The sequence below is a fragment of the Mucilaginibacter limnophilus genome, assembly GCF_004005815.1.
Lineage (GTDB): Bacteria > Bacteroidota > Bacteroidia > Sphingobacteriales > Sphingobacteriaceae > Mucilaginibacter > Mucilaginibacter limnophilus.
In genome coordinates this window covers 262034-287194 of the sequence record NZ_SACK01000006.1, presented here as the reverse complement: position 1 = coordinate 287194, position 25161 = coordinate 262034, and the positions used below count along the sequence as shown (strand labels likewise).

Annotated in this window: 21 protein-coding genes; 1 reads left to right on the top strand and 20 read right to left on the bottom strand. The window is 42.1% G+C overall.

The genetic code is table 11. The annotated features are described in order from the left end of the window. Positions 1-142: 142 nt before the first annotated feature. The 10 genes from EOD41_RS14770 to rpsT form a co-directional block, all read right to left on the bottom strand. On the bottom strand, positions 143-1606 hold the full coding sequence (locus EOD41_RS14770) for a hypothetical protein (protein ID WP_127706260.1): 1464 nt from the start codon (positions 1604-1606) through the stop codon (positions 143-145). 113 nt (positions 1607-1719) lie between these two features. After that, positions 1720-4503, bottom strand: a complete 2784-nt coding sequence (locus EOD41_RS14765) for a TonB-dependent receptor (RefSeq protein ID WP_127706258.1) — start codon at positions 4501-4503, stop codon at positions 1720-1722. A gap of 104 nt (positions 4504-4607) precedes the next feature. After that, the gene (locus EOD41_RS14760; protein WP_127706256.1) at positions 4608-5141 is read right to left on the bottom strand and encodes a DUF962 domain-containing protein; all 534 of its coding nucleotides are present in this window, start codon (positions 5139-5141) and stop codon (positions 4608-4610) included. Positions 5142-5192: 51 nt separating this feature from the next. Further along, complete coding sequence (gene rny, locus EOD41_RS14755; protein WP_127706254.1) at positions 5193-6755, bottom strand: ribonuclease Y; 1563 nt, start codon at positions 6753-6755, stop codon at positions 5193-5195. Positions 6756-6979: 224 nt separating this feature from the next. Continuing rightward, positions 6980-7270 carry a cell division protein ZapA gene (locus EOD41_RS14750; RefSeq protein ID WP_127706252.1) on the bottom strand — a complete coding sequence of 97 codons (291 nt, stop codon included), beginning with the start codon at positions 7268-7270 and terminating at the stop codon, positions 6980-6982. Between the two features lie 22 nt (positions 7271-7292). Next, positions 7293-7583 (bottom strand): hypothetical protein, encoded by a 291-nt coding sequence (locus EOD41_RS14745; protein ID WP_127706250.1) that lies wholly within the window; start codon positions 7581-7583, stop codon positions 7293-7295. Positions 7584-7660: 77 nt separating this feature from the next. Beyond that, on the bottom strand, positions 7661-10060 hold the full coding sequence (gene pheT / locus EOD41_RS14740; protein WP_127706248.1) for a phenylalanine--tRNA ligase subunit beta: 2400 nt from the start codon (positions 10058-10060) through the stop codon (positions 7661-7663). Positions 10061-10201: 141 nt separating this feature from the next. After that, positions 10202-10435, bottom strand: a complete 234-nt coding sequence (locus tag EOD41_RS14735; RefSeq protein WP_127706245.1) for a hypothetical protein — start codon at positions 10433-10435, stop codon at positions 10202-10204. Between the two features lie 71 nt (positions 10436-10506). Beyond that, positions 10507-11205 carry a RadC family protein gene (gene radC, locus EOD41_RS14730; protein WP_127706243.1) on the bottom strand — a complete coding sequence of 233 codons (699 nt, stop codon included), beginning with the start codon at positions 11203-11205 and terminating at the stop codon, positions 10507-10509. Between the two features lie 176 nt (positions 11206-11381). Beyond that, entirely contained in the window at positions 11382-11636 is a 255-nt protein-coding gene (gene rpsT, locus EOD41_RS14725) for a 30S ribosomal protein S20 (RefSeq protein WP_078346819.1), read from the bottom strand. A gap of 131 nt (positions 11637-11767) precedes the next feature. Between rpsT and EOD41_RS14720 the strand changes: the two genes are divergently transcribed. Then, positions 11768-12670: a zinc dependent phospholipase C family protein gene (locus EOD41_RS14720; protein WP_240663419.1), complete on the top strand. Its 903-nt coding sequence runs from the start codon at positions 11768-11770 to the stop codon at positions 12668-12670. Between the two features lies 1 nt (position 12671). On the opposite strand, the gene EOD41_RS14715 is transcribed toward EOD41_RS14720, so the two are convergent. From EOD41_RS14715 to EOD41_RS14670, 10 genes are all read right to left on the bottom strand, one after another. After that, positions 12672-13334, bottom strand: a complete 663-nt coding sequence (locus EOD41_RS14715; RefSeq protein WP_127706241.1) for a DedA family protein — start codon at positions 13332-13334, stop codon at positions 12672-12674. Between the two features lie 36 nt (positions 13335-13370). Continuing rightward, on the bottom strand, positions 13371-14093 hold the full coding sequence (locus EOD41_RS14710) for a DUF4397 domain-containing protein (RefSeq protein ID WP_127706239.1): 723 nt from the start codon (positions 14091-14093) through the stop codon (positions 13371-13373). 5 nt (positions 14094-14098) lie between these two features. Next, on the bottom strand, positions 14099-14770 hold the full coding sequence (locus EOD41_RS14705) for a DUF4397 domain-containing protein (protein WP_127706237.1): 672 nt from the start codon (positions 14768-14770) through the stop codon (positions 14099-14101). Between the two features lie 67 nt (positions 14771-14837). Beyond that, positions 14838-16346 (bottom strand): family 43 glycosylhydrolase, encoded by a 1509-nt coding sequence (locus EOD41_RS14700; RefSeq protein WP_127706235.1) that lies wholly within the window; start codon positions 16344-16346, stop codon positions 14838-14840. A gap of 143 nt (positions 16347-16489) precedes the next feature. Further along, positions 16490-17614, bottom strand: a complete 1125-nt coding sequence (dnaN, locus tag EOD41_RS14695; RefSeq protein ID WP_127706233.1) for a DNA polymerase III subunit beta — start codon at positions 17612-17614, stop codon at positions 16490-16492. A gap of 39 nt (positions 17615-17653) precedes the next feature. After that, positions 17654-20050 carry a gliding motility-associated ABC transporter substrate-binding protein GldG gene (gene gldG / locus EOD41_RS14690; protein WP_127706231.1) on the bottom strand — a complete coding sequence of 799 codons (2397 nt, stop codon included), beginning with the start codon at positions 20048-20050 and terminating at the stop codon, positions 17654-17656. A 105-nt stretch (positions 20051-20155) separates the two neighbouring features. Next, entirely contained in the window at positions 20156-21490 is a 1335-nt protein-coding gene (locus EOD41_RS14685; protein ID WP_127706229.1) for a M16 family metallopeptidase, read from the bottom strand. Positions 21491-21507: 17 nt separating this feature from the next. Next, positions 21508-22851: a M16 family metallopeptidase gene (locus EOD41_RS14680; protein ID WP_127706227.1), complete on the bottom strand. Its 1344-nt coding sequence runs from the start codon at positions 22849-22851 to the stop codon at positions 21508-21510. A gap of 172 nt (positions 22852-23023) precedes the next feature. Beyond that, on the bottom strand, positions 23024-24526 hold the full coding sequence (locus EOD41_RS14675) for a YfcC family protein (RefSeq protein WP_127706225.1): 1503 nt from the start codon (positions 24524-24526) through the stop codon (positions 23024-23026). 39 nt (positions 24527-24565) lie between these two features. Continuing rightward, on the bottom strand, positions 24566-25153 hold the full coding sequence (locus tag EOD41_RS14670) for a DUF4230 domain-containing protein (RefSeq protein WP_240663417.1): 588 nt from the start codon (positions 25151-25153) through the stop codon (positions 24566-24568). Positions 25154-25161: the final 8 nt, after the last annotated feature.

Genomic DNA, 25161 nt, shown 5'->3' with positions numbered 1-25161 from the left:
TGCATCAGCAAAAAGAAATCAGACTTAAATCTTACAACAAAAAAGCTCAAACATCTTTAGTGGATGTTTGAGCTTTTTTATCAATGTTGTGCAATCAAAAATAGTCAACCTATTTCAGGACTACTCAAAAATAAAATTCTTATTAGTTTGTTACAGAACCAGGGGTAGTGTAAGCTAAAGCTTGTGGGTTGAAATTAGCCCAACCCTGAGCCCAGTTTTCGCTACCGAAAGCGCCTTTGAAAGTAACAGTTTTATCAAAGAAAGCATCACCTAATTTCGCGTTGGTGAATGCAGCACCGGTTGCAGCAGGTGAACCATTGATTTGAACAAAGTTAGGTACACCGGCACGGGCAGCAGGAGCAATATCAGGAGAGAATTTATACGGATCAGTATAAATACCAGCTGCAAACAGATCAGGACTGAAAGTATTTTTATCCATTAACCAAGTTGTTAATGTTGCCAATACTGCAGGGCTTGATGCTTTGATTTGGTTGCTTTTGCTGTTTGATGATGCAACGATGTTGTTTTCAAATACTGAAGTACCGTCAACTAACAGGTTGTTTGATGAATTGTTAACATCAGGTGAAGCAGGCAATGCATCGTCATAAAACACACCTTCAGTATAACCTACTATAACAGAGTTTAAAATACTGATAGATGAGTTACGACGGATTTGAGCACCGTGCTGAAAGCTCGCGTTAATGCTTGGGCCTTTCTCTAACACCTCACGTGGACCTAAGATAGTCATGTTTGAGAAAACAGCTAATGTTTGCGGAGTTGCATTTGTACCGGTAGCATTGTTGTCTGATTCGAAACCGTTTGAGCCGGATACGTCGGCAGTAGCAGCTAAACGCTGAGCTAAACCAAACTGAACGTGGCCTGAAAAACCGTTGTCAGTATCAAAATCGTCATCCCAGGTATCAATAGCTAATAAGTGTTTCGCGTTAACAGTACCGCCAAACCACTCGTAAGCGTCGTCACCAGAACGGTAAACTTCGATGTAATCAATAGTAGTACCATCACCAACGCTACCAAAAGTTAAACCGTTTATCTCGTTATCAGGGCTTAAAGCAATACCAGCATACTCAATACGTACATATTTCATTATGCCTGAGTTATCATGCGGATCGTCACCGCCGTGTTTACCTTTATCAGTAGCATCAGATATACCTTCAATAGGCACTGAGTTACCACCGTTGTTTGGCGCTTTACCCAAAAGGATAACACCGCCCCAGTCACCTTCTTCACGAGCGCCGGCAGCAGCATTTGATGTGAAAACGATTGGGTTAGTAGAAGTACCTTGTGCATCAATTTTAGCACCGCGGGTAATAATAAGGGCACCTTTTGTTGGCTTGTCACCTTTAATAATTGTACCTGCAGCAATTTTTAAGGTAGCACCATTGGTCACAAATACGTTGCCTTTTAACAGGTAAATTTTATCTGCTGTCCAGTTAGTACTTGCAGTAATGTCGCCACTCACTTGTACAACGTCGCCTTCTTCTTCAGTTGGTGGCGGGATTACTATATCTCCGTCATCCTCCTTTTTCGAGCAGCTCGTTATCAACACAATCGCGCTAAACGCAGCCATTAATAAAGTTTTTTTCATTTTCTTGTTTTTAAATCTATGCCCCAAAAGTGTAAAGCCAGGTTAAACTTATGGTTATGCCATTTTTAAATAAATATGAATTATAACCCCAATCAGTTAATATTCAATTAACCTTAGAAAGTATAGGTGAAAGTAAATGAGTAGTTAGCACCCATTCTCCAGCTTCTAAGCGTTTCGTCGTCAGCATCGTACTTCTTGCTGCCGTTACCATCAAAATAGTATGAGAAACGTTGGTTAAGTATGTCGTTTGCGTTAAACTTAAGTTCACCTTTGTTTTTTAACAGTTTTGTGCTTAACTGAAGATCAACTACATCCCGTGGCGCTTCCCAAACGCTTGGTACGTTAACACCCGCTGCCAGATATAACCGGCGACCAACTTTATTATACAAAGCGCTGAAGTTTAATTTGTTATCAAGAAAGCTATGCTGCAAGCCTGCGTTAACTACATACGGTGCCTGCCCAACCATCGGCCTTCCTGACTCCTGGAATTTTAAGCTGCCGTCTGACGGATTTTCTACTTTCGATTTTATGATTGCTACGTTAGCATAAATTGTAGTATTCTTCATAAAATCAGCCGGGTTAATAAACTCTAAACTTTTGCGAACCTCAAACTCCGCGCCGTATAAATAGGCTTTCTCCGGATTGAAGTATGTGATCATACGGGTAGAGGTCACATCGTTGTTGTACGCCTCAATAGCATTGTTGAAGTTTTTGTAAAAAGCCGATACAGATATAATCTGTCCTGCTGATGGGTAAAGTTCATAACGAAGATCAAAGTTGTCTATTTGCGTGCGTTTCAGGTCAGGATTACCTTGACGGATCAGTAGCAACTCGTAGTCGTATATCTGCGTTTCAGCCAATTCCCTGAATTCAGGACGAGCCAATGTGCGATAGTATGAAGCACGAAGGTTTGTTTTTTCTGTTACACTGTAGGTAAAGTTAGCTGAAGGCAATACGTCGATATAATCTTTTTTAATATCTCTCATTGTTTCCGACTTGGGGTTAAGCTCAAGATTGAACTTCTCAGCCCTTACACCCCATACTACACGCAATTTTTCGCCGATCTTATTATCAAGCATTGCATAAGCAGAGTTGGTAAATGAGTTTGCAGTATATGAGTCATTATTGCCAAAAGGTTCTTCAACCTCGTAATAATTAGCATTTAGCAAAGCTTTGTTGTAAAGCTGGCTTACCTGAAGGCTTCTTACCCAACTTTCATTCTCTAAGCCATTTCTAAGCTTTAAACCTATAAAGCGCAGATCGAAGTTTCTGTCGCGGTAAAAACTATTCAATCCGGCTTTGAAGGTTGAAGTTTGGCTGAACATTTTTAGCGGCAGTGTGTAATTTACAGCAGCCGAATAAGCATTTTCATTCAATTTAGAAAACAAGGTAGTGTTATCCTTACCTACTGTTGTTACATCGGCCTGGTAGATTGCATCAGGATCGCTGAAGTTTTTAGAATATCCTACCTTACGCTGATCCGGCTGATCATTTAATACATTACTGTAGCTTAATGACCAGTTAACTTTCGAACCTTTTTCGCCTATAGGGTGGTTACCTTCAAGAGTGGTTTTAAACAGTTGTTTTTGAAGAAGGTCAAACGCGTAGTATTGGATATCACTGCCACGTCCTATATTTCTACCCGTTCTTTCCAAATACTGATCGTCAAAAGAACGGTTGAAGATATTTTTAAAAGTGATTTTATTTTTACCAAAGCTATAACCAAAGTTTGCTAACGCACCTACGTTGGTTGAAAATCTGCTTATATCATCATTATAGTTTTGGTAATCAAGATAATCAATCTTAAGGTCCTTGATCAGATTTTGTGAGTTACGGTAAGTTAAACCTACAATGGCGCCAAACCTGTTACCGCTTTCAAAATCTTTTACACGTCCAATGGTAAACTGATGGTTTTGTGTTGGCAATGCTGTACTGTTGTAAGTATGTAAATCAAGCGGAATACGCCTTGCAACAATTGCATTTTGCTCAGCTGTCAATCTGCCGCTTTGTATCACATCAAATGATGGGAACTTTGATGACAGGTATTTGTCGCCATTATCAAAAGCAAAATAATCAGTAGCTGTGCGTGCGCCTCCTTTAAAATCTTTAAAAGTCGAAGCAGTATTATAACCACCGCCTATCCCTACAGTTATAAAGTTTTGATCAGGAATATCCTTGGTAATAATGTTAACCGCACCGCCGGCAAAGTCACCCGGAAGATCAGGGGTGGCAGTTTTGGTGATAGTTAGATTTTCAATAAGCGCTGAAGGCACAATGTCGAAAGAGAACGCCCTCGTATTAATCTCGGTGCTTGGAAGCACGGCGCCATCAAGCAAGGCGATATTATACCTGTCACTCAAACCACGTACAACAACAAATTTGTTGTCCTGTACAGTAGCACCGCTTACACGTTTAAGTACATCAGCAGTATTTCTGTCCGGTGAACGCTTAATGGTTTCTGATGATATACCATCAGAGATTGAAGCATTGTTTTTTTGTATTGCATATAATGATGCTGTGGAAGCCTGGCGGTAAGTTGCCTTAATAACCACTTCACCCAGTTGTTGTGATACAGCTTCAGCAAGGGTAATTCTAAGCGGTGTTACCTCGTTGGCTTTAACAACTACATCAGATATTGCCTTGGTTTGGTAGCCCACATACTTTACTTCCAGTGTATATCTTCCCGGAGCAAGGCCGGCGATGGTATAATCGCCATCAACATTGGTTGCAACACCTTTTGTGGTGCCCTGTATCATTACAGTGGCGCCAATTAACGTTTCGTTTGTTTTTTGATCGATCACCTTACCGGCAATTTTACCGGTGGTTTGTGCAAATAAATTGTTTGTAAATAAGGTTATTACAATTATTGCAGATAATAATGCGAATAGTTTTTTCACTTGATCTGAATTTAATTCAGTGCAAAACTATTAACCCAATGTTAGGCGAATATTAGTAACTTGTTACCTTACGTTTGTCAAAATGTTAAGCCAATATTAACTGCCTAATATTTAACAGATACTTTACGCCATAACAAATGCCAGAAATATAGCGGAGCAATAAAGAGATTTTTGAGTTTTTGAGTGAGCGAAGCTTTATTTTCTTCAGACATGGTGGCAGCGAAATATCCCAGCAGCCCTACTATAAACACGATGAGGCTCACCTGCCATAGTGCAGGGCCGCCTGCTTTTTGCAATTGCTCCAGCTTAATAATAAGATAACTAAAGCCAAACAGCGTGAACAGGATGAAATATGACAACACCGGCGACAACCTGTAATATAGATAGATTACTATAGCAAGCAGGAACGAAGCCCAATTAATATACCCATTATATTTACCCAGAAAATTGATGTGTGGAAAAGGCAGCGACCAAACAAGCGCAAACAGCCCAAAGCTAAAAAGCGGTACAAAAATATATTGAAATATTTTGTTTACCGGATGCGTGTTCGCAGCTTCATATTGCGCAAACAGCTTATCTACTTCGCGCTGGGGAGTTACAGTCGCCTGACTTTTTACAGGTTGTTTTTGCTTAGCCACTTATCAGAGAAAGAAAAAGAAAGCCCTTCCTTTTACAGAAGGGCTGTAATATTATTTTGCAAATGCTACCGAACGTGTTTCGCGTATCACGGTAACTTTTATTTGACCGGGATAGGTCATTTCGGTTTGTATGCGGTTTGAAATGTCAGCTGCCAGTACTTCCGACTGCGCATCGCTTATCTTTTCGCTTTCAACTACCACGCGCAGTTCACGGCCGGCTTGTATAGCAAAGGTTTTTTCAACGCCCGGGTATGACAATGCAAGGTCTTCCAGTTCTTTCAGGCGCTTGATATAGCTTTCTACAACCTCACGGCGAGCGCCAGGACGTGCGCCCGATATCGCGTCACAAACCTGAATAATTGGCGACAGCATAGAGGTCATTTCAATTTCGTCGTGGTGAGCTCCAATGGCGTTGCACACTTCAGGATGCTCCTTGTATTTTTCGGCAAGCTGCATACCTAAAATAGCGTGCGGCAATTCAGGATTATCATCAGGCACTTTACCAATATCGTGCAGTAAGCCCGCGCGTTTAGCCAGCTTTACATTCAGGCCTAATTCTGCAGCCATAGTAGCGCAGAAATTCGCTACCTCGCGTGAGTGCTGCAACAGGTTTTGACCGTACGAAGAGCGGTAACGCATACGGCCTACCATACGAATCAATTCCGGATGCAGGCCGTTAATACCTAAATCAATAACGGTACGCTCGCCTATTTCTACTATCTCCTCTTCTATCTGTTTTTTGGTTTTGGCAACCACCTCTTCAATACGTGCCGGGTGGATACGGCCGTCGGTAACCAGGCGGTGCATAGCCAGACGGGCAATTTCACGCCTAACCGGGTCGAACCCTGAAAGGATGATCGCTTCAGGAGTATCATCAACGATGATCTCGATACCAGTAGCAGCCTCAAGCGCCCGGATGTTACGTCCCTCACGACCAATTATACGACCTTTTATCTCGTCGTTTTCAATATTGAATATCGAAACGGTGTTTTCGATTGCTGCCTCGGTAGCAGTACGCTGAATAGTTTGTATAACTATCTTTTTGGCCTCTTTAGTAGCGGTAAGCTTGGCTTCGTCAACAATATCTTTTATATGAGCCATTGCTTTACTACGGGCTTCTTCTTTCAGATTCTCGATAAGCTGATTTTTTGCGTCCTCTGCAGAAAGGCCTGCAATGGCTTCCAGTTGTTTAACATGCTCATGTTTAAGCTGGTCAACTTCTTCCTGTTTTTTTACAGCTATCTCAGTTTGACGTTCAAGGTTTTTGCGGGTATTATCCAGCTCAGTTTCTTTCCGGTTAACATTTTCAAGGCGCTGATTTAGCGATTGCTCTTTTTGCTTAATGCTGTTTTCGCGCTGTTGAATTCCGTTGTTACGATTATTTACCTCTTGTTCGTGCTCGGCTTTCATCACCAAAAATTTCTCTTTGGCTTCAAGCAATTTGTTCTTTTTTAATATCTCAGCATTATTTTCAGCATCTTTTAATATCTTTTTTACTTTGTTTTGTGCTGAAATTTCCTGGTCTTTAAACAGTTTGCGCAGCAGCAGCCTGCCTATAACGACACCTATGCCTACTCCAATCAGCAGGCCGATGATCACATATAATACATCCATTTTTTAAGTTTATAAATAAAAAAAACCGCAATTAAATCTTAAGTGACATGTATTGAAAAACCTCTCATCAGATTTTATTGGGCCGGGCTATCGTTAAATACAATGAAGTAACGTATGCCTCCAACTGCCCGCTGATATTGAAGCGTTAAGTTTTTAATAGTGAAACTCAAGATCTAACCACGGTTATATCTTAATTCGCTCAGGAATTATGTAAAGAACGTTTATTACTTTGAGAAAAAACCGGTTAGCAATTGATCAAGCTGATAAACCTTTTCAGCCACTTCAGTATCCTCTACCGTGACTTTTTTCTCTGCTTTTAACGACGATGTGGCATAATGCAATACACACATTGACAGCAGATCCTGCTTATCTCTAACCGCATAATTTTCCTGATATTCTTTTATACGGTCGTTAATCAATTTCGCTGCCCGCCTAATTATTTCCTCTTCCTCCATGTTTACCTTTAATGGGTAAACCCTGTCAGCAATATTTATTTTTATTGAGATTTCTCCCATTTGAGCTATTCACTATTTTGTACTACTTTTTTAGCAATACAATACACTTGTCAATTTCTTGCACAAAGTCGTTAATTTTTTGCTTAATGTCAAGGCTTTTTTCGTTTGTGTCTGAAAATGACTTTGCTAACTTCAGTACACGAAGCTTCTCCTCTACCTCGGCAGTCTTGGCACGACTGGCAGTTAACGCCACCGAAAGCGATTGATTTTCCAGCCTCATCAGGTCGTTTTCTTCCTGCAAAGCACTGCATAATTCAATCAATCTTTCAGTTTTATCAAGTACCTGGTTTAATTGTGCGCTTAACTGTGACATTTTTTTTTAGTAATTCGAGGTTAGCGGTCCGAGAGTTGTTACGTTACTCTGCCCACTAATCACTGATTAACCAATCCCTACTTTCTTATTTCCGCTCCTGCTTCTTTGCCTAAGTTAAAAATTAATTTCTGCATTATGGCATCAATGGCTTTGTCAGTCAACGTTTTTTCGGCATCCTGTAAAACAAAGCTTACTGCGTATGATTTTTTACCTGCCGGAAGCTTGTCGCCTTCATACACGTCAAATACATTTACATCCTGCAAAAGCTTACGCTCGGTTTTTTGTGCTATCTGTTTTATCTGCTCAAAAGTAACCGCTTTATCTACCAGCATAGAAAGGTCGCGCCTTACCGATGGAAACTTAGATACTTCTTTATATACTATCTTGTTTTTACGGGCAATGGTAAGCAGCGTATCAAAGTTAAAGTCGGCATAAAAAACTTCTTTGTCAACGTCAGCCTTTTTAAGAGCAGTTGCTGCTACCGCGCCAAACTTGACAAGCGTTTTATTGCCACGGTTGTATTGCAAACCATAAGACAGTTCGGTGCCTTCTGCATCGGCTACGGTAAAGTCTTTTACGTTAAGCTTTTGCAAAATGCCGTCAACGATAGCTTTTATGTTATAGAACGAAGCCTGTTTTGGCTTAGCGTTCCATTGTTCGCCCTGCACCGCACCGCTAATAAATACCGAAAACCGCTGCACCTCGTTGTATTTATCTTCGGCAATGCTGTAAACCTTGCCAAACTCGTACAGTTTTAAATCGGCGCTTTTACGTTTCTGGTTGTAGGCGATAGCCTCCAGACCTGAATACAATAACGACTGGCGCATAACATCCAGATCGCTGCTCAACGGATTCAATATTTTCACTGCGCTGTCAAGGTCTTCCGAATATGCCGATTTGGTAAGCGAGTTTGATAATATCTCGTTAAAACCATTAGCAGTTAGCAAGTCTGACAGTAAGTTTTGTACAGTATCTCTCTCCGGGCGTTGCGAAGTATTCAGTGATGCCCTTATTTGTGTCGGTATTTTAATATTGTTATATCCATAGATACGTAATACCTCTTCAATAACGTCAACCTCACGGGTAACATCTACGCGGTAAGGCGGCACTTTTAATGATAAACCATCCGCTGTTTCGCTCACTACTTCAATATCCAGCGCCTCAATTATAGCTTTTATTTCTTGGTGGGGAATATTCTTACCTATAAGTCGGTTGGTATTTTTATATGACAACTCAACAGCGAACGGTTCAACCGGCGAAGGGTAGATATCAATCACATTGGATGTTATCTTTCCTCCGGCAACTTCCTGAATCAGCAAGGCGGCGCACTTTAATGCATAAACGGTATTGTTAGGGTCGGTACCGCGCTCAAACCTGAACGACGAATCTGTCTTTAGTCCGTGACGCTTAGCAGTTTTACGTACCCAAACAGGATTAAAGTAAGCGCTTTCCAGGAAAATGTTCTTTGTTTCGACAGTAACGCCTGAACCTATACCACCAAACACACCCGCAATACACATCGGTTCTTGGGCGCTGCATATCATCAGGTCGTTTGCGCTTAGTTTACGCTCAACATCATCAAGGGTTTTAAATGAAGTGCCTTCAGTAACTGTTTTTACTATCACTTTATTACCGGCAATCCTATCGGCATCAAAAGCGTGCAGCGGCTGACCAAGATCATGCAGCACATAGTTAGTAACGTCAACAATATTGTTTATTGGACGTACACCAATAACAGCCAGCTTTTCTTTCAGCCATGCAGGTGATTCTTTCACCTCTACGCCGCTTATGCTTACACCGCTGTAACGGGGCGCGGCTTCAGTATTTTCAACCACAACCTCAACAGTGCCCGAAGTATCATCAACTTTAAAGGCTGATACATCCGGTTTAACAATATTGATTTTCAGGAAAGCCGCAATATCACGCGCTGTACCGAGGTGCGAAGCAGCATCGGCACGGTTGGGCGTAAGACCAATCTCGTACAGGCAATCGTCATTAAGGTTGAAGTAGTCTTTTGCGGGAGTGCCAACAACGGCATCAGCATCAAGCACCATAATACCTTCATGTGAGGCACCTAAACCTATTTCATCCTCGGCACAAATCATCCCTTCAGATGCTTCACCACGAATTTTTGATTTTTTTATGGAGAAAGGCTCGCCGCCTGTTGGATAAAGTGTGGCCCCAACAGTGGCGACCACAACTTTTTGGCCGGCAGCAACATTTGCCGCGCCGCATACTATTTGCAGATCTTCTGCGCCGCCAACATCGACTTTGGTAACATGCAGGTGATCAGAATTAGCGTGATCAACACATTCTTTTACATAGCCAATTAACAGCCCTTCCAGTCCGCCGGGAACGGCCTGTACCTTTTCAAGGCTTTCCACCTCAAGGCCAATACCGGTTAATATCTGTGATATTTCCCCGGGCGATTTATCAGTTTGTATATATTGTTTAAGCCAGTTATATGATATCTTCATTTATGCCGGAATGATAATCGGCAAAGATATAAAGATTTCGGAAGTCGGATTTCTGATTTCGGATTTAATTATACGAGAGAAAAGATAGTTGAGACTATGATATAAAAGCCCTCTCCTTCAGGAGAGGGTTGGGTGAGGCTTTTATTCGTCGTCTTCATCAAAAGAGTCGTCGTCATCATCGAGATTAAGCGTATATGATGGTTCGGCGGCATCATAGGCCTGGTCTGCCCTGTCCGACTCATCTATCTCACCAAAATCATCAACAGTATCGTCAAAACCATTAGAGTGCAGGTCTTGCTGGCTTGGCTGCTCGTCGTTTTGCCCAATCTGGTCATCCGGCTGCAGCAGGTCGTCTTGTTCATCTGGAGTTATCATAGCAGTAATGTTTTTGTTTGATCTTTTACTAACAACGACATAACATGCGCAGTTGTTTGAACGACTTCTGATTACATTACACCTTCATCAGCAAAGCTATAAAAGCCGCTATCAGTAATTATAAGGTGATCAAGCACATTAATATCCAGCATGCGGCCGGCATTGGCTATCTTTTTAGTTAGCTCGATATCAAGCTGGCTGGGTTTTAAGTTACCCGATGGATGGTTATGTATAAGGATTATGGCGCTGGCTTGATGCTGCAGTGCCATGTGAAAAATGATCTTCGGATCGGCAACAGTACCTGAGAGGCCGCCTTTACTCACCAACTCCTTTGTGATCACCTTGTTAGCCCGATTTATTAAAATTATCCAGAATTCTTCGTGATTAAGGTCGGCCAGGTGCCTGCGCATAATGTTATAAGCATCGCGGCTAGCGGTAATTTCGTCCAGTACTTTTATATCGGTATCAGCCCGACGGCGGCCAATCTCAAGCGCGGCGATAATTGATATGGCTTTTGCTTCGCCAACTCCCTTAAACTTGCACAGATCGGCAATGGTGGCTTTACCCAACTTGTTCAGGTCGTTATCATAACGGTGCAGAATACGTTTGCTCAACTCTACAGCCGACTCGTCTCTGCTACCCGAACCTATCAGGATGGCTATCAGCTCAGCATCAGTAAGCGAACGTCTCCCTTGTCCGCTTAGTTTCTCTCGCGGACGGTCTTCTTCGGCCCATGCCTTTATGCTGATTTTGTTATCGTATCTGTCCATTCAGGAGCTGAATTTACAGAATATTATAATTGGCAGAATCCTATCTAAACAAAAACAATAGAATTTTATGTCATTTCGACGAGGTGCGAGAAGATATAACATGTATTCAGCTCACGTACAACGCAAAAAAGGCGACAGGAAAAATCCCATCGCCTTTTAATATCGGTAAATAAACCTTATGATAAGCCGTTAACGAACTTAGTCAGTTTTGATTTATTGTTTGAAGCTTTGTTTTTGTGAATAACATTCTTTTTAGCCAGGCGGTCAAGCATAGAGATAACTTTGCTTAAAAGCGGAGTTGCATCAGCTTTGGTAGTTGTGCCTCTTAATTTCTTGATAGCATTACGTGTGGTTTTAGCCTGGTACCTGTTACGCAGACGCTTCGCAGCGTTTGAACGGATTCTTTTTAATGATGATTTATGATTTGCCATTGTATATAGCTTGTTACTCTTCTAATTTTTAAGAGTGCAAATATAGTTGTATATTTTTAATTACACAAGCAATTTTTCAACATTAAACTTAACGCGTTGTTAACGGCAATTTCTGTATTATTGATTGACGTATGCGTAAACTTTTATCACTTATCACCGGCTTTGTACTTATCACCTTCCTTTCGTCATGGGGGTACTTTGCGCATTACCGCATAAACAGGCTGGCAGTGTACACCTTACCTAAGCCAATGGCGGCCTTTTATAAAGCTAATATCGGCTTTATAGTTGAGCATGCCATTACGCCTGATAAACGCCGCTATGTTGATTCAACCGAGATACCGCGACACTTTTTCAACGCCGACAGGTACGGCAAAAACCCGTTTAACAAGATTCCCCGCAAGTGGAAAGACTTTGAGAAAAGGTACGGCCGGGACACCATGCTGAAACACGGCATTTTGCCGTGGACTATACAGCAAAACTATTACTGGCTGGTAAAAGCGTTTAAAGAACATGATACCTTATCAATCCTGCGCACGTCGGCTAACCTGGCGCATTATGTGGCCGATGCGCATGTACCCCTGCATTTAGCCCTAAACCACGACGGACAGTTAACCGGACAGGAAGGTATACATGCTTTATGGGAAAGCCGATTGCCTGAGCTATTTGGCGGCAGTTATACATTGCTCCCGGCTAAGGCGAGATACATTAACAATCCGCTTACCGAAGCTTTTAGGATATGCCGCTCATCATTCGGCAGTGCCGACAGCGTGCTGCGTTTACAGCATATACTTAACAAAACTTTTCCTGAAACAAAGAAATACTCTGTTGAAAAGCGGGGCAACCGAAAAGTTAAAGTATATTCTGTTGAATACTGCCGCGCTTATCACAATATGCTTAAGGGAATGATACAACGGCGCATGCGTTCGGCCATGATAGCCGCGGGCAGCTACTGGTTTTCCGCCTGGGTTGATGCAGGACAGCCTGATTTGAATAGACTTATATCTAAAACAATCATTAAACGGGATACCCGCTAACTTACAAGCCCGATCCCGGCGTTTTTTTCGCTGTTCTTGATTTGATGGCAGCCCATATCGGCGGAACTATTGAAAAAAGGATAATAGCAAATACCACGATGGTAAAATTTTCTTTCACCACCGGAATGTTGCCAAAGAAATATCCTAAAAACAAAAAGCTTACTACCCACGCAAAACCACCTACAATATTATACCAGCTGTAACGCGCCAAAGGCATACTGCCTACACCGGCCACAAAAGGGGCTATAGTACGTATAATCGGCAAAAACCTGCTGAATATAACCGCCTTGCCGCCATGCTTATCAAAAAAAGCTTTAGTTTGCAGATAGTAATCAAGCTTCAGTATTTTGTTATTTTCTTTGAATACTTTTGGGCCGAGGTAATTACCCAGCAGATAATTGACGGTATTACCTATAAAAGCCGCGGCTATAAGTAATAAAGTCAGGACATAAATGTTTAAGCCTGTTTGGCCGCCCGCTATTAAGGCGCCCGCAGCAAAAAGCAGCGAATCACCGGGAAGAAAGGGTGTTACAACAAAGCCGGTTTCAGCAAAAATAATAACGAACAGTATCAGGTATGTCCAGGTTTGGTAATCGTGCGTGATCTCTGCAAGGTGTTTATCAATATGCAGAATAAAATCGATAATGGTTTTTATTATTTCCACGTTGGCTTTATTTGCCGCAAAAATATAATAAAAAGATTAACGGTTGTTTAAAATTTGCGCGTTAAAAGCGGTTGTATCAGTCCTGAAAGCCAAGCCATAAGTATATATGGTATACAACCTGCCATCCTGAATGGTGGTGTTTGGTAATGTAACCAGTGTTTGGTTCAAATTATTATTGGGGTGTATAACAAAATTGTACATACCGGAGGTTAACTCTATATAGTCGCTTACCCCTTTGTATTTTTTTGAAAAAGCCACAACATCATTAGCGGTTATAGTAAGGCTGTCGGCCCCGGTTACCTGTGGCGCCGCGTTTACAAAGCGTACTTTACCTTTACCTACAGCAGGCACCCTGCTGGTATCAACAGTAAAAATATAATCAAGCGTACTGTCTTTCCGCGATCCTACAATATATACTGTATATTTAGTATCCCGGCTCAGCTTTGTGCTGTCAATCTTAAGCAGGTTAACGGTAGTATTTGTTTGTGCCGAACGTATCTGGAAAGGGGTATCAATAGTAGTAAGCCCAATATAGCCCGATCCGCTTGGATATCTGATGCTGCTTGAGTTTTGCTTAAGGTAATTTACATACAGGTTAACAGGCAAGATATCGTAGCTTAAGTTTAAAACCTGGTACTGTATCTTGGCCTCAACCGGGTTAATGTTGCCGTTGTTTCCGCACGACGATAGCAACAGCAGTCCCCATAAGCTTACAAGTACTGAAAAGATATTTACCGATATTGAGTTATTTTTTTTCACCTTTCCTAATTTAAAATTAGCCCCGAGCCAAAACCTGCGTCACCGGTTTGCCCTATTAATCCTTTCGAAAATATGGTATAAGCACGGCCTCTCGTTAATTCAATTGTATCTCTGATCAGCGTATCCCCTGTTCCCGACCGGGTTATTTTTAATATCCTTTCTCCACTTCTAACCGGTACAAAATCTGATATTGTTTTATACGCCCTGCTACCGAAAGCTAATGTATCATTTAATAACAGATCAAAGTTTCCTTGTTCTGGCGAGGCATTAACAAATCTTATCATGGAAACATCACCGGTATCAATAGTTATATTATCGTCATTGGCAAGTATCATATCGTCAGGACTTAAACCCGCGGCAAATAACGAGTAGCTGCCTAAACTATCCAAAGTCAAATTTACATTAAATAACACATCTGAACTGCCGTTTCTTTTAAACTGAAACACCTGTTCGCCTGCAAATACTTCAAAATAATCGGTAGCGCCTAATGCATAAATAGTAGACGTTCTGTTTAACCTGTTACCGTTTTGAAAAAAATTCAGCTGGCTGGTGGTAAGATTAATAACGCTTAACTGAGCAGTGTTAGTGGAAACTTGAGGCGGCAGATCATCCTTTTGGCATGCAACAAGCGTAGCCATTATCAGGAAAAAAACTACAAAGGGTGCCTTAAGATTCATGGTGCTAATATATAACTGCTGTTTTTGATGTTTGTTATATTGCAGAACAAATATTTGAAGTAGTTACCTATTTGTTTGTAAGGGTGAATGATGAGAACTCGGCCACAGCTCCTGTTTCTCCCTTGAAATGTAATCCAATCCTTGGGCTCCTATCCCATTGTGGTAAGAAGCCTATATCCAAACCTCTATCAGCTGCAAGTTCTTTCCAGTCATTTTTGTCTTGCCTGTAAAATACTTTACAGGTTCTATCAGGCCGCATAGATAATTTTAATTCAACCGGGGCAGCCGAATCAAGCGCCTTTTGAGCAAGTACCTCTCTTTTATTATCCTTCACTATCCATAATTGCACTTCTTTACCTTCAACACCAATGCCTGCCGCTGCTTTGGCATCACCATAAAATACAAGGCCTTTTAATGCACTATTGCTGTTAGTTACTGTTGTGGTTACCTCAAAGTTATCAGATACCGGCCTTACGGTAAGCGCTACACCCGTTGTGTTTCCTTCTTTAATTGTACCCGACAAGCTAAGCTTACCTCCACCCTGCTTTATAACAGGCGTTGAATTACGAAAGTCCCATTGCCAGTATAACGCCGGTTTGGCAGCCTTGAATTGATCGGTAATATTTGTATTGTCGTTACTTTCGATAGCCGATCCTTTCAGCACCGGCCAACCGCCTTTAACAGGCCAGGTAAGTTCAGCAAGCATGCCCTGCCTGCCCGTAAATACATCATTAGTATTGCTATATGCGTGATGCAGATAATACGTTTTACCCTCGGGCGTGTTTACAAACGTACCATGCCCGGTACATTTCCATTCTCCCTCTGCTCGCAACAAAGGGTTTTTGTCATACTTTACATACGGGCCTTTAAATGTTTTTGACCGTGCAACACGTACATTGTAGCTGCATCCGCCACCGCAACAGTTACCAGCCGAATAAAATAAATAATAAAATCCATCCTTTTTCAGGATGCTTTGCCCTTCCATACCCTGCCGTTCATCATCCTTCAACAGTGAAAAAGGTTCGCCTATTACTTTCATACCATCTGCCGAAAGCTTATAGCCTAATATCTCAATCGGCCTGTTCTCAAGTCCGTAAGCCTTAAATGTGATGTAAAGCTGCCCGTTATCGTTAAATACAAAACCATCTATAGCTTCCTTACCATGATTTATGATCACGCCATGATCCTGAAAACCCTTATCAGGGAACTTTGATGTAGCCACACCGATGTATGATACCCCGTCTGATTTTCTTCTGGCTGTATAATAAATATAATACTGCCCGTTCATGAAGTAATATTCGGGCGCCCAAAATGAACCCGATGTCCACTCCGGGGCTTTATCGAAAACATAGCCGGTCTGTTTCCAGATCTTTAAGTCGCTCGATTTATAAACCGGAAAGTGCGGCGCCCATTCTGAAGAAGTACCTACCGCGTAATAACCTTTTCCGGGTACACGGATGATAGAAGGATCAGCAAAGTCACCGGCTATTAGGGCATTTGATTGCGCTTTGGCTGCTTTAATATTGGTAAAACCTAATAGTGCAATTACAACAAGGCTTTTGATAATGTATTTCATAATTGGTAATCATGATGCTAAATCGTTTATTTAGCGGTTGCAATAATAGTAATAATTACAAACAAGAAACGCTTTGCAATGCTAACAAAAAAGTCTGCCTTTTCGGGCAGACTTTTAGTTGGATTTATAATTTAAGTTTACACTTAAGCATAGCTATTAAGCATCACCGGCATAACCAGCATCAGCACATCTTCGTTTTCATCGCCGCCTTGTGGTAGCAACAAACCCGCACGGTTAGGGGTTGACATTTCAAGCACTACTTCTTCGCTGCTCAGGTTTTTAAGCATCTCTATCAAAAAGCGTGCATTAAAGCCAATTTCAATATCCTCGCCTTCATACTGGCAGTTCAGGCGCTCGTGAGCTTCGTTAGCAAAGTCGATATCTTCTGATGAGATATGTAGTTCGCTGCCGCTGATCTTTAACCTTACCTGGTGGGTGGTTTTGTTTGCGTAAATAGCCACACGGCTAAGCGAGCCCAAAAATGCAAGACGGTCAATATGCAGTTTATTCGGGTTATTAACCGGAATAACAGCCTCATAATCAGGATAGCGTTCATCTATCAGGCGGCAAACAAGGTTAATGTTGCCAAATTTAAAGAAAGCGCTGGTGCTGTTATACTCTACCGAAACGTTTACATCATCGGCAGGTAAAGCAGACTTTAATAACGTTAAGGCCTTTTTAGGCAAAATGAAAGAAGCCGTACCGGCTGCTTTTGCATCCTTACGACGGTAGCGAACCAGTTTATGCGCGTCGGTTGATACAAAAGTTAAATGCTGAGTTGATAGTTGAGTGAATACACCTGTCATGGCAGGGCGCAGCTCATCATTACTTACCGCGAAGATGGTTTTATTTATCGCTTCAGAAAGTACCGATGCAGGCAGATTAACCGATGACGCGTTCTCCACCACCGGGATCTTAGGGAAATCTTCGCCGTTTTCGCCGCTTAATTTATACTTACCGTCGCCGGCGCTTATTTCAATAGCAAAAGTAGTATCGTCAACAGAAAAAGCCACCGGCTGCTCAGGTAATGATTTTAGCGTATCAAGCAATATGCGTGATGGAATGGCAATGCGGCCGTTCTCTTTAGCTTCAACCGCCAGCGAAGTTGTCATGCTGGTTTGCAGGTCAGTTGCCGATATGGTTAAATTACCGTCCTTTATTTCAAATAAAAAGTTCTCCAGAATAGGCAACACTGTGCTGTTGCTTAGGGCACCGCTAACAGCCTGCAGCTGTTTAAGCAATGTTGATGTAGAAACGATAAATCGCATAGACCTATTTAGTGTTTAATCAAATCAAAAGTATAAATTTTAACGGGCATACTTCAGCCTGCGCAAATAATGTTGAAAAATAGCAAATATCAACACCAATAACAAAGGTACAACCGTATTAATTATTTGCCAGGTAAGCTTTTCATTACGCAGTCGGGCGCGGTCGAGCAGGCGCAATTGTATCTCTTTGCTTCGAAGCGCTATGAGGCGCTGGTCACCGGCCATGTAATCGGCGATGTTAAGCAGCAAATTTTTGTTTCCATAGGTTTGCTGTGTGTAATGATCGTACCCCAGCGGGTATGGCGAACCATCGGTAGCTACCTGGTTTTTAAATAGGTCGCCATCACTGAAAACTATCATTTTTGCAGGCTTGCTTTGCGGCAGTGCAACAATATTTTCATTCAAACCTTCAGGAACCGGGCGGTTTGCAAAATCCGACTTAAAAGTTCCTTCAAGTAAAACCCCGGTAATTTTTGGCTGATTTGTAAACTCGCGTGGGTCGGGCTCCTGCTCAAGCGCCTGCAACGAAAGCAGGTGCGGCGTGGTCAATTTTTTATTGTATGGCGATGTGCTAAGTAAAACAACCTTGTTAGTACCTTTTACAGCAAGCGTATCAATGGTGCTGGCAAACTGGCTGCTTATACCATCAAGGTTTTTTACTACCGGATGCTTTGAGGTTGGGATATATACGGGATAAAACAGCCATGGCGCCAACTGTATCTGTGCCTGCCCGCCTAGGTTGCCGGCGGCCACCGGTATCTGCGAGCAACTCATGTCGGCAATCAGGTCATAATTTATGCGGATACCGTAGCGGAATAACTGATCATCAAGATTTAGCTTTTTTGGAAAAGCTAACTGCTCACCACCCTTACCTCGCAAGCTGTCAAGCTCAGCACTCACCTGGTCGATAGTCCAAACCACATTACCGCCGTTCATAATGAATTGGTCAAGCTTAAATTTTTCGGCTTCGGTAAATGGTGCGTCAGGTTTGGGTATAAAAATTAGTTGAATTTTCTTTAAACTGTCAAAGGGAATTGTTGAAAGATTTACTCTTCCTACTAAATACCCATCCGATAAAGCATAACGTGCATACTGTAATTGAGTATCTGTTAATTCTTTATGTCCCTCGGTAAAGCCTATCTGCGGTTTGCCACCGGCTGTTACTTTTTTTATGGCTGATGTTAACGCATACTCAAGATTTTGCACCGAGTTATTCAGTACCTCATCAGGCGACAGGCCGATACGGGTTTGCAGTAACTTAACAGCTATTTCATTGTCGCCCGATGTTACCATCGCCCCGGGGAAGATCAACTTTTGCGACAGGCCATCGTCGGTTTTTACGCTAAGATTAGTTGGTTCGATGCCGCGGTCCTGCAAGTTTTGAACCGTTGTTTCCTGCTCCTGGTTCGATAATCCTTCAAGCGGATCAGTAAATTCAAACTCAAATTTGCCATGGCTGTACGATTGCATGTCCAACAGCATATCACGCGTAGCGCTTTGCAACCTGCGGAAACCACCCGGAAAATTACTTCCTTCTAAAAAAACGGTCACTTTTACAGGCTCGGGCAAACTATCAATTATTGTATGACTAATGGCCGATAGCGTATAACGCTTCTCCTTAGTAAAATCAAACCGGGTAAATGCAGACTGTGATAATATGCCAACAAATATAAATAGTGATATAACAGCCAGCATTCTGGTACTGCGCAAACCTTTTTGTTGCTGGCGCATCAATACAAACACGGTCAGCCAGATAAATATCCCTGCCAACAGCAGGTAATAAATTAGATCGCGAGTATCAAGTACTCCCCTACTAACCGACTGATAGTGCTCTGTTACACCTAAAGCCTGAAGTCCCAGATTTTGCAGCGAAAGCAACTGACTTAATGAATCGAACCCGGTATAAAAAAAGAAACTTAAAAATACCGCTATAGTAAAAGCGATGATCTGGTTTTTGGTAAGTGACGATGCAAATAAACCAATGGCAGTAAAGGCTGCGCCTAATAACAGCAAGCCTATATATGAACCCATCACTGCGCCTGTATCAATATTGCCTTGTGGTAAACCAAGATCATATACCGAATAATAGTACACCAGTGTAGGTACCAATGCGAATAACACTAATAGCACACAAGCAAGATATTTGCCAAATACTATCTGAAATAAAGTAAGCGGACGGGTTAAAAGCAGCTCCAGCGTTCCTTCCTTGCGTTCTTCGGCTATGGCACGCATGGTGATAGCCGGTATCAGGAACATGAACAGGTAGGGCGCGGTATTAAACAGACTTTCCAGTCCGGCATAACCGTACTCTAAAATACTGCTATCAGGAAACACCCACAAAAAAAGCCCCAATACAAGCAGGAAGACGCCGATTGTAACATAGGCTACTAGCGAACTGAGGTAGGCAGTTAATTCTTTTTTAAATACTGAAAACACTATGCGGTTACTAAGCAGCCGAAATTACAACATTAATTTCACACCCAAAGCCCAAACAAAAAAAGCCCGGATAGCTCCGGGCTCTTTAAATATGAAATATATTGTTTAGTGACTTACCGGATTATCGCCTTTTTTCAAGGTTCCGTTGATGAAGTAAACAGGCGTCACTTTTTTAGGATCGCCCTGATATACCCACACGGTATTGCCAATGTAATTACGGAAAGCGTTATTCACTTGCGCAAGGGTAAGCTTTTTCACATCGTCAACCATGGTTAATGAGCGTTTCCAGTTGCCGTGCAATACTTCGTTCGAAACTATTGATGATGCCTGCGCGCTGTTGGTTTCGTTTTTATAGTAGAAGCCTGTCAGGTAAGTAATTTTCATGTTTGCTACTTCTTCGGCATCAAAACCTTTGGTTTTAATCGAATCAACCAGCTTATCAAATACGGCAATGTATTTGTTAGGATCAGTAGTTGTTACCGAAACCCTTGCTGTTGAGGTAGCACCTGCGCTAAACCAGGCCTGTGGCGCGTAAGAAAGACCGTTTTTTGTACGTACGTCAACAAAATGGCGGTTTGCAAATATGCGCATGGCCACCATAAAGGCGTCAAAATCTTTCGCGCCGGGCTGTGGACCGCTGGTAACACCTTCAACATAATTGGTTGCCAAGGCTTTGGTTTCAGCATTGAAAGAGTTTTTGTAAACCCTGAAAAATGATTTTTTCAAAGCAAACGGCTGGCCCTGTTTAACATCGCCAAGTAACCCTTTTACTTTTGATTCGATAGTAGACTTGTCTAAATTACTTACAACTACAATAAGTAAGTGCGATTTTGTAAATACCGAATTATAATAAGCTTTGGTTTCAGCCGGCGTAAGTTTAGCTAATATGGCAGGTGTACCCGATGGATCTTTCACATAGTCGCGACCAGCAAAGGCTATACTATCGGCAAAGTTGTCAATTGCGTTATCAGGCTGCGAATTTTGCGATTGCAAACGTGCTATAGCAACATTCTTTATACGGGCAAACTCAGTAGCATCAAATTTTGGCTGTGTTAACGCTTCAACATACAAAGGCCATACGGCATCAAAATCTCCCGCAAGGCAGTTCATACGTACTACCGCATAATCTTTCGAAGCGTAGCCATAAACCTGAGCGCTTACTTTATCAAGTGCATTTTTAAAGCTGTTTTTGTCATGCTTTTCGGTACCGCACTCGGTTAATGCCGACATAGCAAGTGATTCAATACCGGCTTTGTTAACAGGGTAATTTTGTACGCCGCCTTTAATTACGGTTTGTATCTCAACAATATCATTTTTGGTTGGCTGTACAATTACTTTTACGCCGTTCACCATCATTTCGTAAGCATCCGTTTGTGCCGATGCCGACTGTATATTTAATGCTGCCGCGGCAACAATTAATGCAAATATGTATTTCTTCATTGTAATAAAATTAAAGGTTATTTAGCAGCGAAAAACGAACCTGCGTTAATTTGTTTATTTGCCTCGGGCGATATAATAACGCCTGCAACCTTTGGTTTACCTATGATGTATTTATCGATATATTTCTTGATATCCTCGCGGGTTATTTTCTGATAGTTATCGTCCAGATCGGTACCATAATTTAATGAGGTGCTGCACCACTGGTAGCTTAACTGGCTGGCCAGCGACGATGGCTTTTCTTTCCGACGGGCGCTGCTGCGCAGTAATATCGCTTTAGCATCGGTTAACTGCTCATCGGTGTAGTAGTCGGGGCTGTCCCACATGGCTATTTGTTTCATCAGCTCTTCGTGGCAGGCTTTAATTTTATCAGCACTGGTAGGTTCGATAAAGATCTCGATAGGGCCTACATATTTGTTGGTTGTATAACTTACATCAACTGATGATGCTAAACCTTTATCAACCAGGGCCTGCTGAAGTTTTGACGCATTCAAACCCAATATTGTTGAAAACACGTCTGCAGCAATAGTTGCAGCCGAGTCGGTTTGGTACGACGGGCCATGCCAGCTGTACATGATATAAGGGGTTTTAGCTATTGATGATTCTTTTACGAAGAACTCATCTTTTTCAAGAGGCTTAAATGCCGGGATTGGATACTTCACATGTGGATCCCAGCCGCTTGATGCCCAGTCGCCAAAAATGTCTTCGGCCAGTTTAAATGCTGCATCGTGTTTAACGTCACCACAAATAGTCAACAAGCTGTTGTTTGGATAATAATATTTATCCTTAATCACCATCATTTTCTCAGGAGTGGCGGTATTAATCACTTCGTGATCACCAATAGGGTTTTTGCGGGTCACCAGGTCGCCCCAAAGTTTCTTTTGCGATTCATACCAAATCTGGAAGTAAGGGCTGCTTTCGGCACGTTGGAACTCACCATCAACTACCGGGCGCTCTTTTTTCATATCTTCAACACGGTAGATAGGAAAACGGATAGCGGCGTTCATAAATTTAAGGCCGGCTTTCAAACTGTCCCTGTCAAAGGTGAAATAGTAGTTTACGCGTTCAACGTTGGTAGTACCGTTCCAGATTGCGCCTAACTGCTGCGTACGTTTAATAAAAGCTTCCTGGTTTGGATAATCTTTGTTGGCTTTAAAAAACATGTGCTCAAAAAGGTGCGAAAGACCGCTATATTCAGGACCTTCGGTGTAAGCGCCGTTTTTTACAGCAATCTCGATAGTAGCCAGGGGAACTTTGCTATTTTCAATTACTACTACTTCCAGCCCGTTTGGAAGCTTTTTCCAGAAGTAGCCTTCAGGCAGCCTGGGCTGGGCAACAGTGCACAGGGTAAACAGGAGCCCCATAACACTTAGTGATAAATGTTTGATAAACTTTGAGGTCATAACAATATTTTCAGTTAAATTAATTTATGCCTAAATATATTGCTATAAATTAAAAGATAACATCTGTTTAACACATTTTTGCAATTGCCCCCTAAATTTCCCCCTTTCGGGGTGAATGTTTATCAAAATAATGTCAACGGAACAACCATACACCGCCAATTAAAAATAAGCAGCAAACTATGCTTATCAATATTAAAAATGGCCAGATGAACCTGATCCAGGTTTTGTAGCTCACGTTTACCATAGCTAAGGAAGGAAGAATCAATCCGGTTGGCGTAATAAAAGTCATAATACCAATACCAAACAGGTAAGCATTTACCACCTCACGACCAGGCACGCCGACCACAACTGCCAGCGAGCCAAATATGGGCATGGTTAATACCGCCATACCTGATGTTGAGCTGATGAATAGCGTGAAAACATTAAAAAGCAGAAATAAAATAATGATAAACAGCAATGGCGGCATATTACCCACAAGTCCGGCTGAATAATGCAAAATACTGTCGCTGATACGCCCGTCATTCAGAATAAGGCCAACGCCACGTGCAACACCGATAATGAACGCTACTGATAGCAGACTTTTAGCCCCTTCTATAAATTGCATTATAAACTCGCTTTCGTTAACACAGGTTATTACCGCGACAATAATGGCCGATACCAGGAACAGCGCCGACATTTCGGGCAACCACCAACCCTGGAAAACCACCCCGTATATCATCACCAGAAACGTCGCCATAAAAAGTACAAGCAAGGCGCTGTTCTTTTTACTCATCTTAACAGGAGTACTATGTTGATCATTTGTTAAGGCGGATATGGCTATACCGTCTATACGGTAAACAAGCGAGGTTGAAGGATCCTTTTTTACTTTTTGAGCGTAGCGCACCACATACCATGTAAACAGTGTGGTAACTACAATAAAAACAATCAGGCGTTCGGTAATACCTTCAGCCCAATTAACACCGGCCGCGTTCGACGCAATAATGGTAGCAAATGGGTTCGAGAATGATGAAATGATACCGATTGAAGTTCCACCAAAGATCACCGCCGCCGGCACTAATAGATCATAACCTGCCGCTAAAAATAAAGGCGCCATTATTGGATAAAATACCAATCCTTCCTCGGCCATACCGAATGAGGCTCCGCCCAGCGAAAAAAGGAATGTCATGATAATAATCAGCCACGCTTCGCGCCCTTTCATGCGGTACGACAGGTTGCGTATCCCCTCTTCCATTGCGCCGGTTTGCTGGAACACATGCATAAATCCGCCTATAAATAGCACGAACAGAATGATATCAATAGTATCATACAAACCTTTTATCGGCGCTTCAATAATATTTATAGGCCCCTGCTTGTTGGATGGTACGGTATGATAATCTCCGGGAATAGCCACAGGCTTACGGATATCGCCATTGCTGAATTTTGCCAAGGGTATGCGGATATGCAAGCTATCAAGCGTACGCTGTGTAAACGGCAGTGTTTTTTCGCCTGTTGTGGTTTGCACAATAAATCTACCCGAACCGTTGTAACTCAGCTTATCATACTCACCTGCTGGTAGCAGCCAGGTAGCCGCAGCAGCAATAAGTATTACAATAACCAGTATAGTAATGGGCGATGGTAGTTTTTTCAGCTTAGCCATGGCGTGAATATACAAAGATACCCGTTCAGGCTAGAACTGTTATCTGAACTTCAGTATAACGGTTTTGCCAGAAATACTTTCAAGCAGCGGTTTAAATATAAGCTGGGCGTTCTCTCGGGCCTTGTCGGTAATGTGCATTTCCTTACTCCCATCAAGGATCTTCTTTTCGGCGATCTTATAAACTTCCTCTACCATATCACGGGCATTGCTTGGGAACCAGGCGCCGGTAATATCATACACTTTCGACTGCTGATGATCGAGCTTGGCATAGCATATTTCAGGTTGTGGCAACGTAACGGTAACCGAATCTTTTGATTGGATGATATCCTGCTCCTTCACTTTTGTCAGATCAATGCAAGCAGTTACTTCGCCAACGGCTAAAAATAGTACACGCTCGTCGGGCAAAATCGTGTGCACTTCTTTCTTTTCAACAATATCCTTTACCGCATATTTAACCAGTTCCAGCTTGCCCATACTGGTTATTTTCTGCACAAGCACTACCTGGCTTACTTCTGTACGTGTGTTAGTAAACTCACGTTTTATGTACAGGAACATGAAAATAAGGAAGCCAACAATAACTAACGACGCGATAAGGCTTAATGATAAACGGCTGCGGATACTGCTCATAACGATAT

What these genes read in the sequence shown, in the direction of transcription:
- EOD41_RS14685 (WP_127706229.1), bottom strand. Translation starts at nt 21,490, where the DNA reads ATGAAGAAATACATATTTGCATTAATTGTTGCCGCGGCAGCATTAAAT.
- EOD41_RS14745 (WP_127706250.1), bottom strand. Translation starts at nt 7,583, where the DNA reads ATGTCACAGTTAAGCGCACAATTAAACCAGGTACTTGATAAAACTGAA.
- EOD41_RS14720 (WP_240663419.1), top strand. Translation starts at nt 11,768, where the DNA reads ATGCGTAAACTTTTATCACTTATCACCGGCTTTGTACTTATCACCTTC.
- EOD41_RS14705 (WP_127706237.1), bottom strand. Translation starts at nt 14,770, where the DNA reads ATGAATCTTAAGGCACCCTTTGTAGTTTTTTTCCTGATAATGGCTACG.
- EOD41_RS14680 (WP_127706227.1), bottom strand. Translation starts at nt 22,851, where the DNA reads ATGGGGCTCCTGTTTACCCTGTGCACTGTTGCCCAGCCCAGGCTGCCT.
- EOD41_RS14670 (WP_240663417.1), bottom strand. Translation starts at nt 25,153, where the DNA reads ATGAGCAGTATCCGCAGCCGTTTATCATTAAGCCTTATCGCGTCGTTA.
- EOD41_RS14735 (WP_127706245.1), bottom strand. Translation starts at nt 10,435, where the DNA reads ATGATAACTCCAGATGAACAAGACGACCTGCTGCAGCCGGATGACCAG.
- EOD41_RS14750 (WP_127706252.1), bottom strand. Translation starts at nt 7,270, where the DNA reads ATGGGAGAAATCTCAATAAAAATAAATATTGCTGACAGGGTTTACCCA.
- pheT (WP_127706248.1), bottom strand. Translation starts at nt 10,060, where the DNA reads ATGAAGATATCATATAACTGGCTTAAACAATATATACAAACTGATAAA.
- rpsT (WP_078346819.1), bottom strand. Translation starts at nt 11,636, where the DNA reads ATGGCAAATCATAAATCATCATTAAAAAGAATCCGTTCAAACGCTGCG.
- rny (WP_127706254.1), bottom strand. Translation starts at nt 6,755, where the DNA reads ATGGATGTATTATATGTGATCATCGGCCTGCTGATTGGAGTAGGCATA.
- radC (WP_127706243.1), bottom strand. Translation starts at nt 11,205, where the DNA reads ATGGACAGATACGATAACAAAATCAGCATAAAGGCATGGGCCGAAGAA.
- EOD41_RS14700 (WP_127706235.1), bottom strand. Translation starts at nt 16,346, where the DNA reads ATGAAATACATTATCAAAAGCCTTGTTGTAATTGCACTATTAGGTTTT.
- EOD41_RS14675 (WP_127706225.1), bottom strand. Translation starts at nt 24,526, where the DNA reads ATGGCTAAGCTGAAAAAACTACCATCGCCCATTACTATACTGGTTATT.
- EOD41_RS14770 (WP_127706260.1), bottom strand. Translation starts at nt 1,606, where the DNA reads ATGAAAAAAACTTTATTAATGGCTGCGTTTAGCGCGATTGTGTTGATA.
- dnaN (WP_127706233.1), bottom strand. Translation starts at nt 17,614, where the DNA reads ATGCGATTTATCGTTTCTACATCAACATTGCTTAAACAGCTGCAGGCT.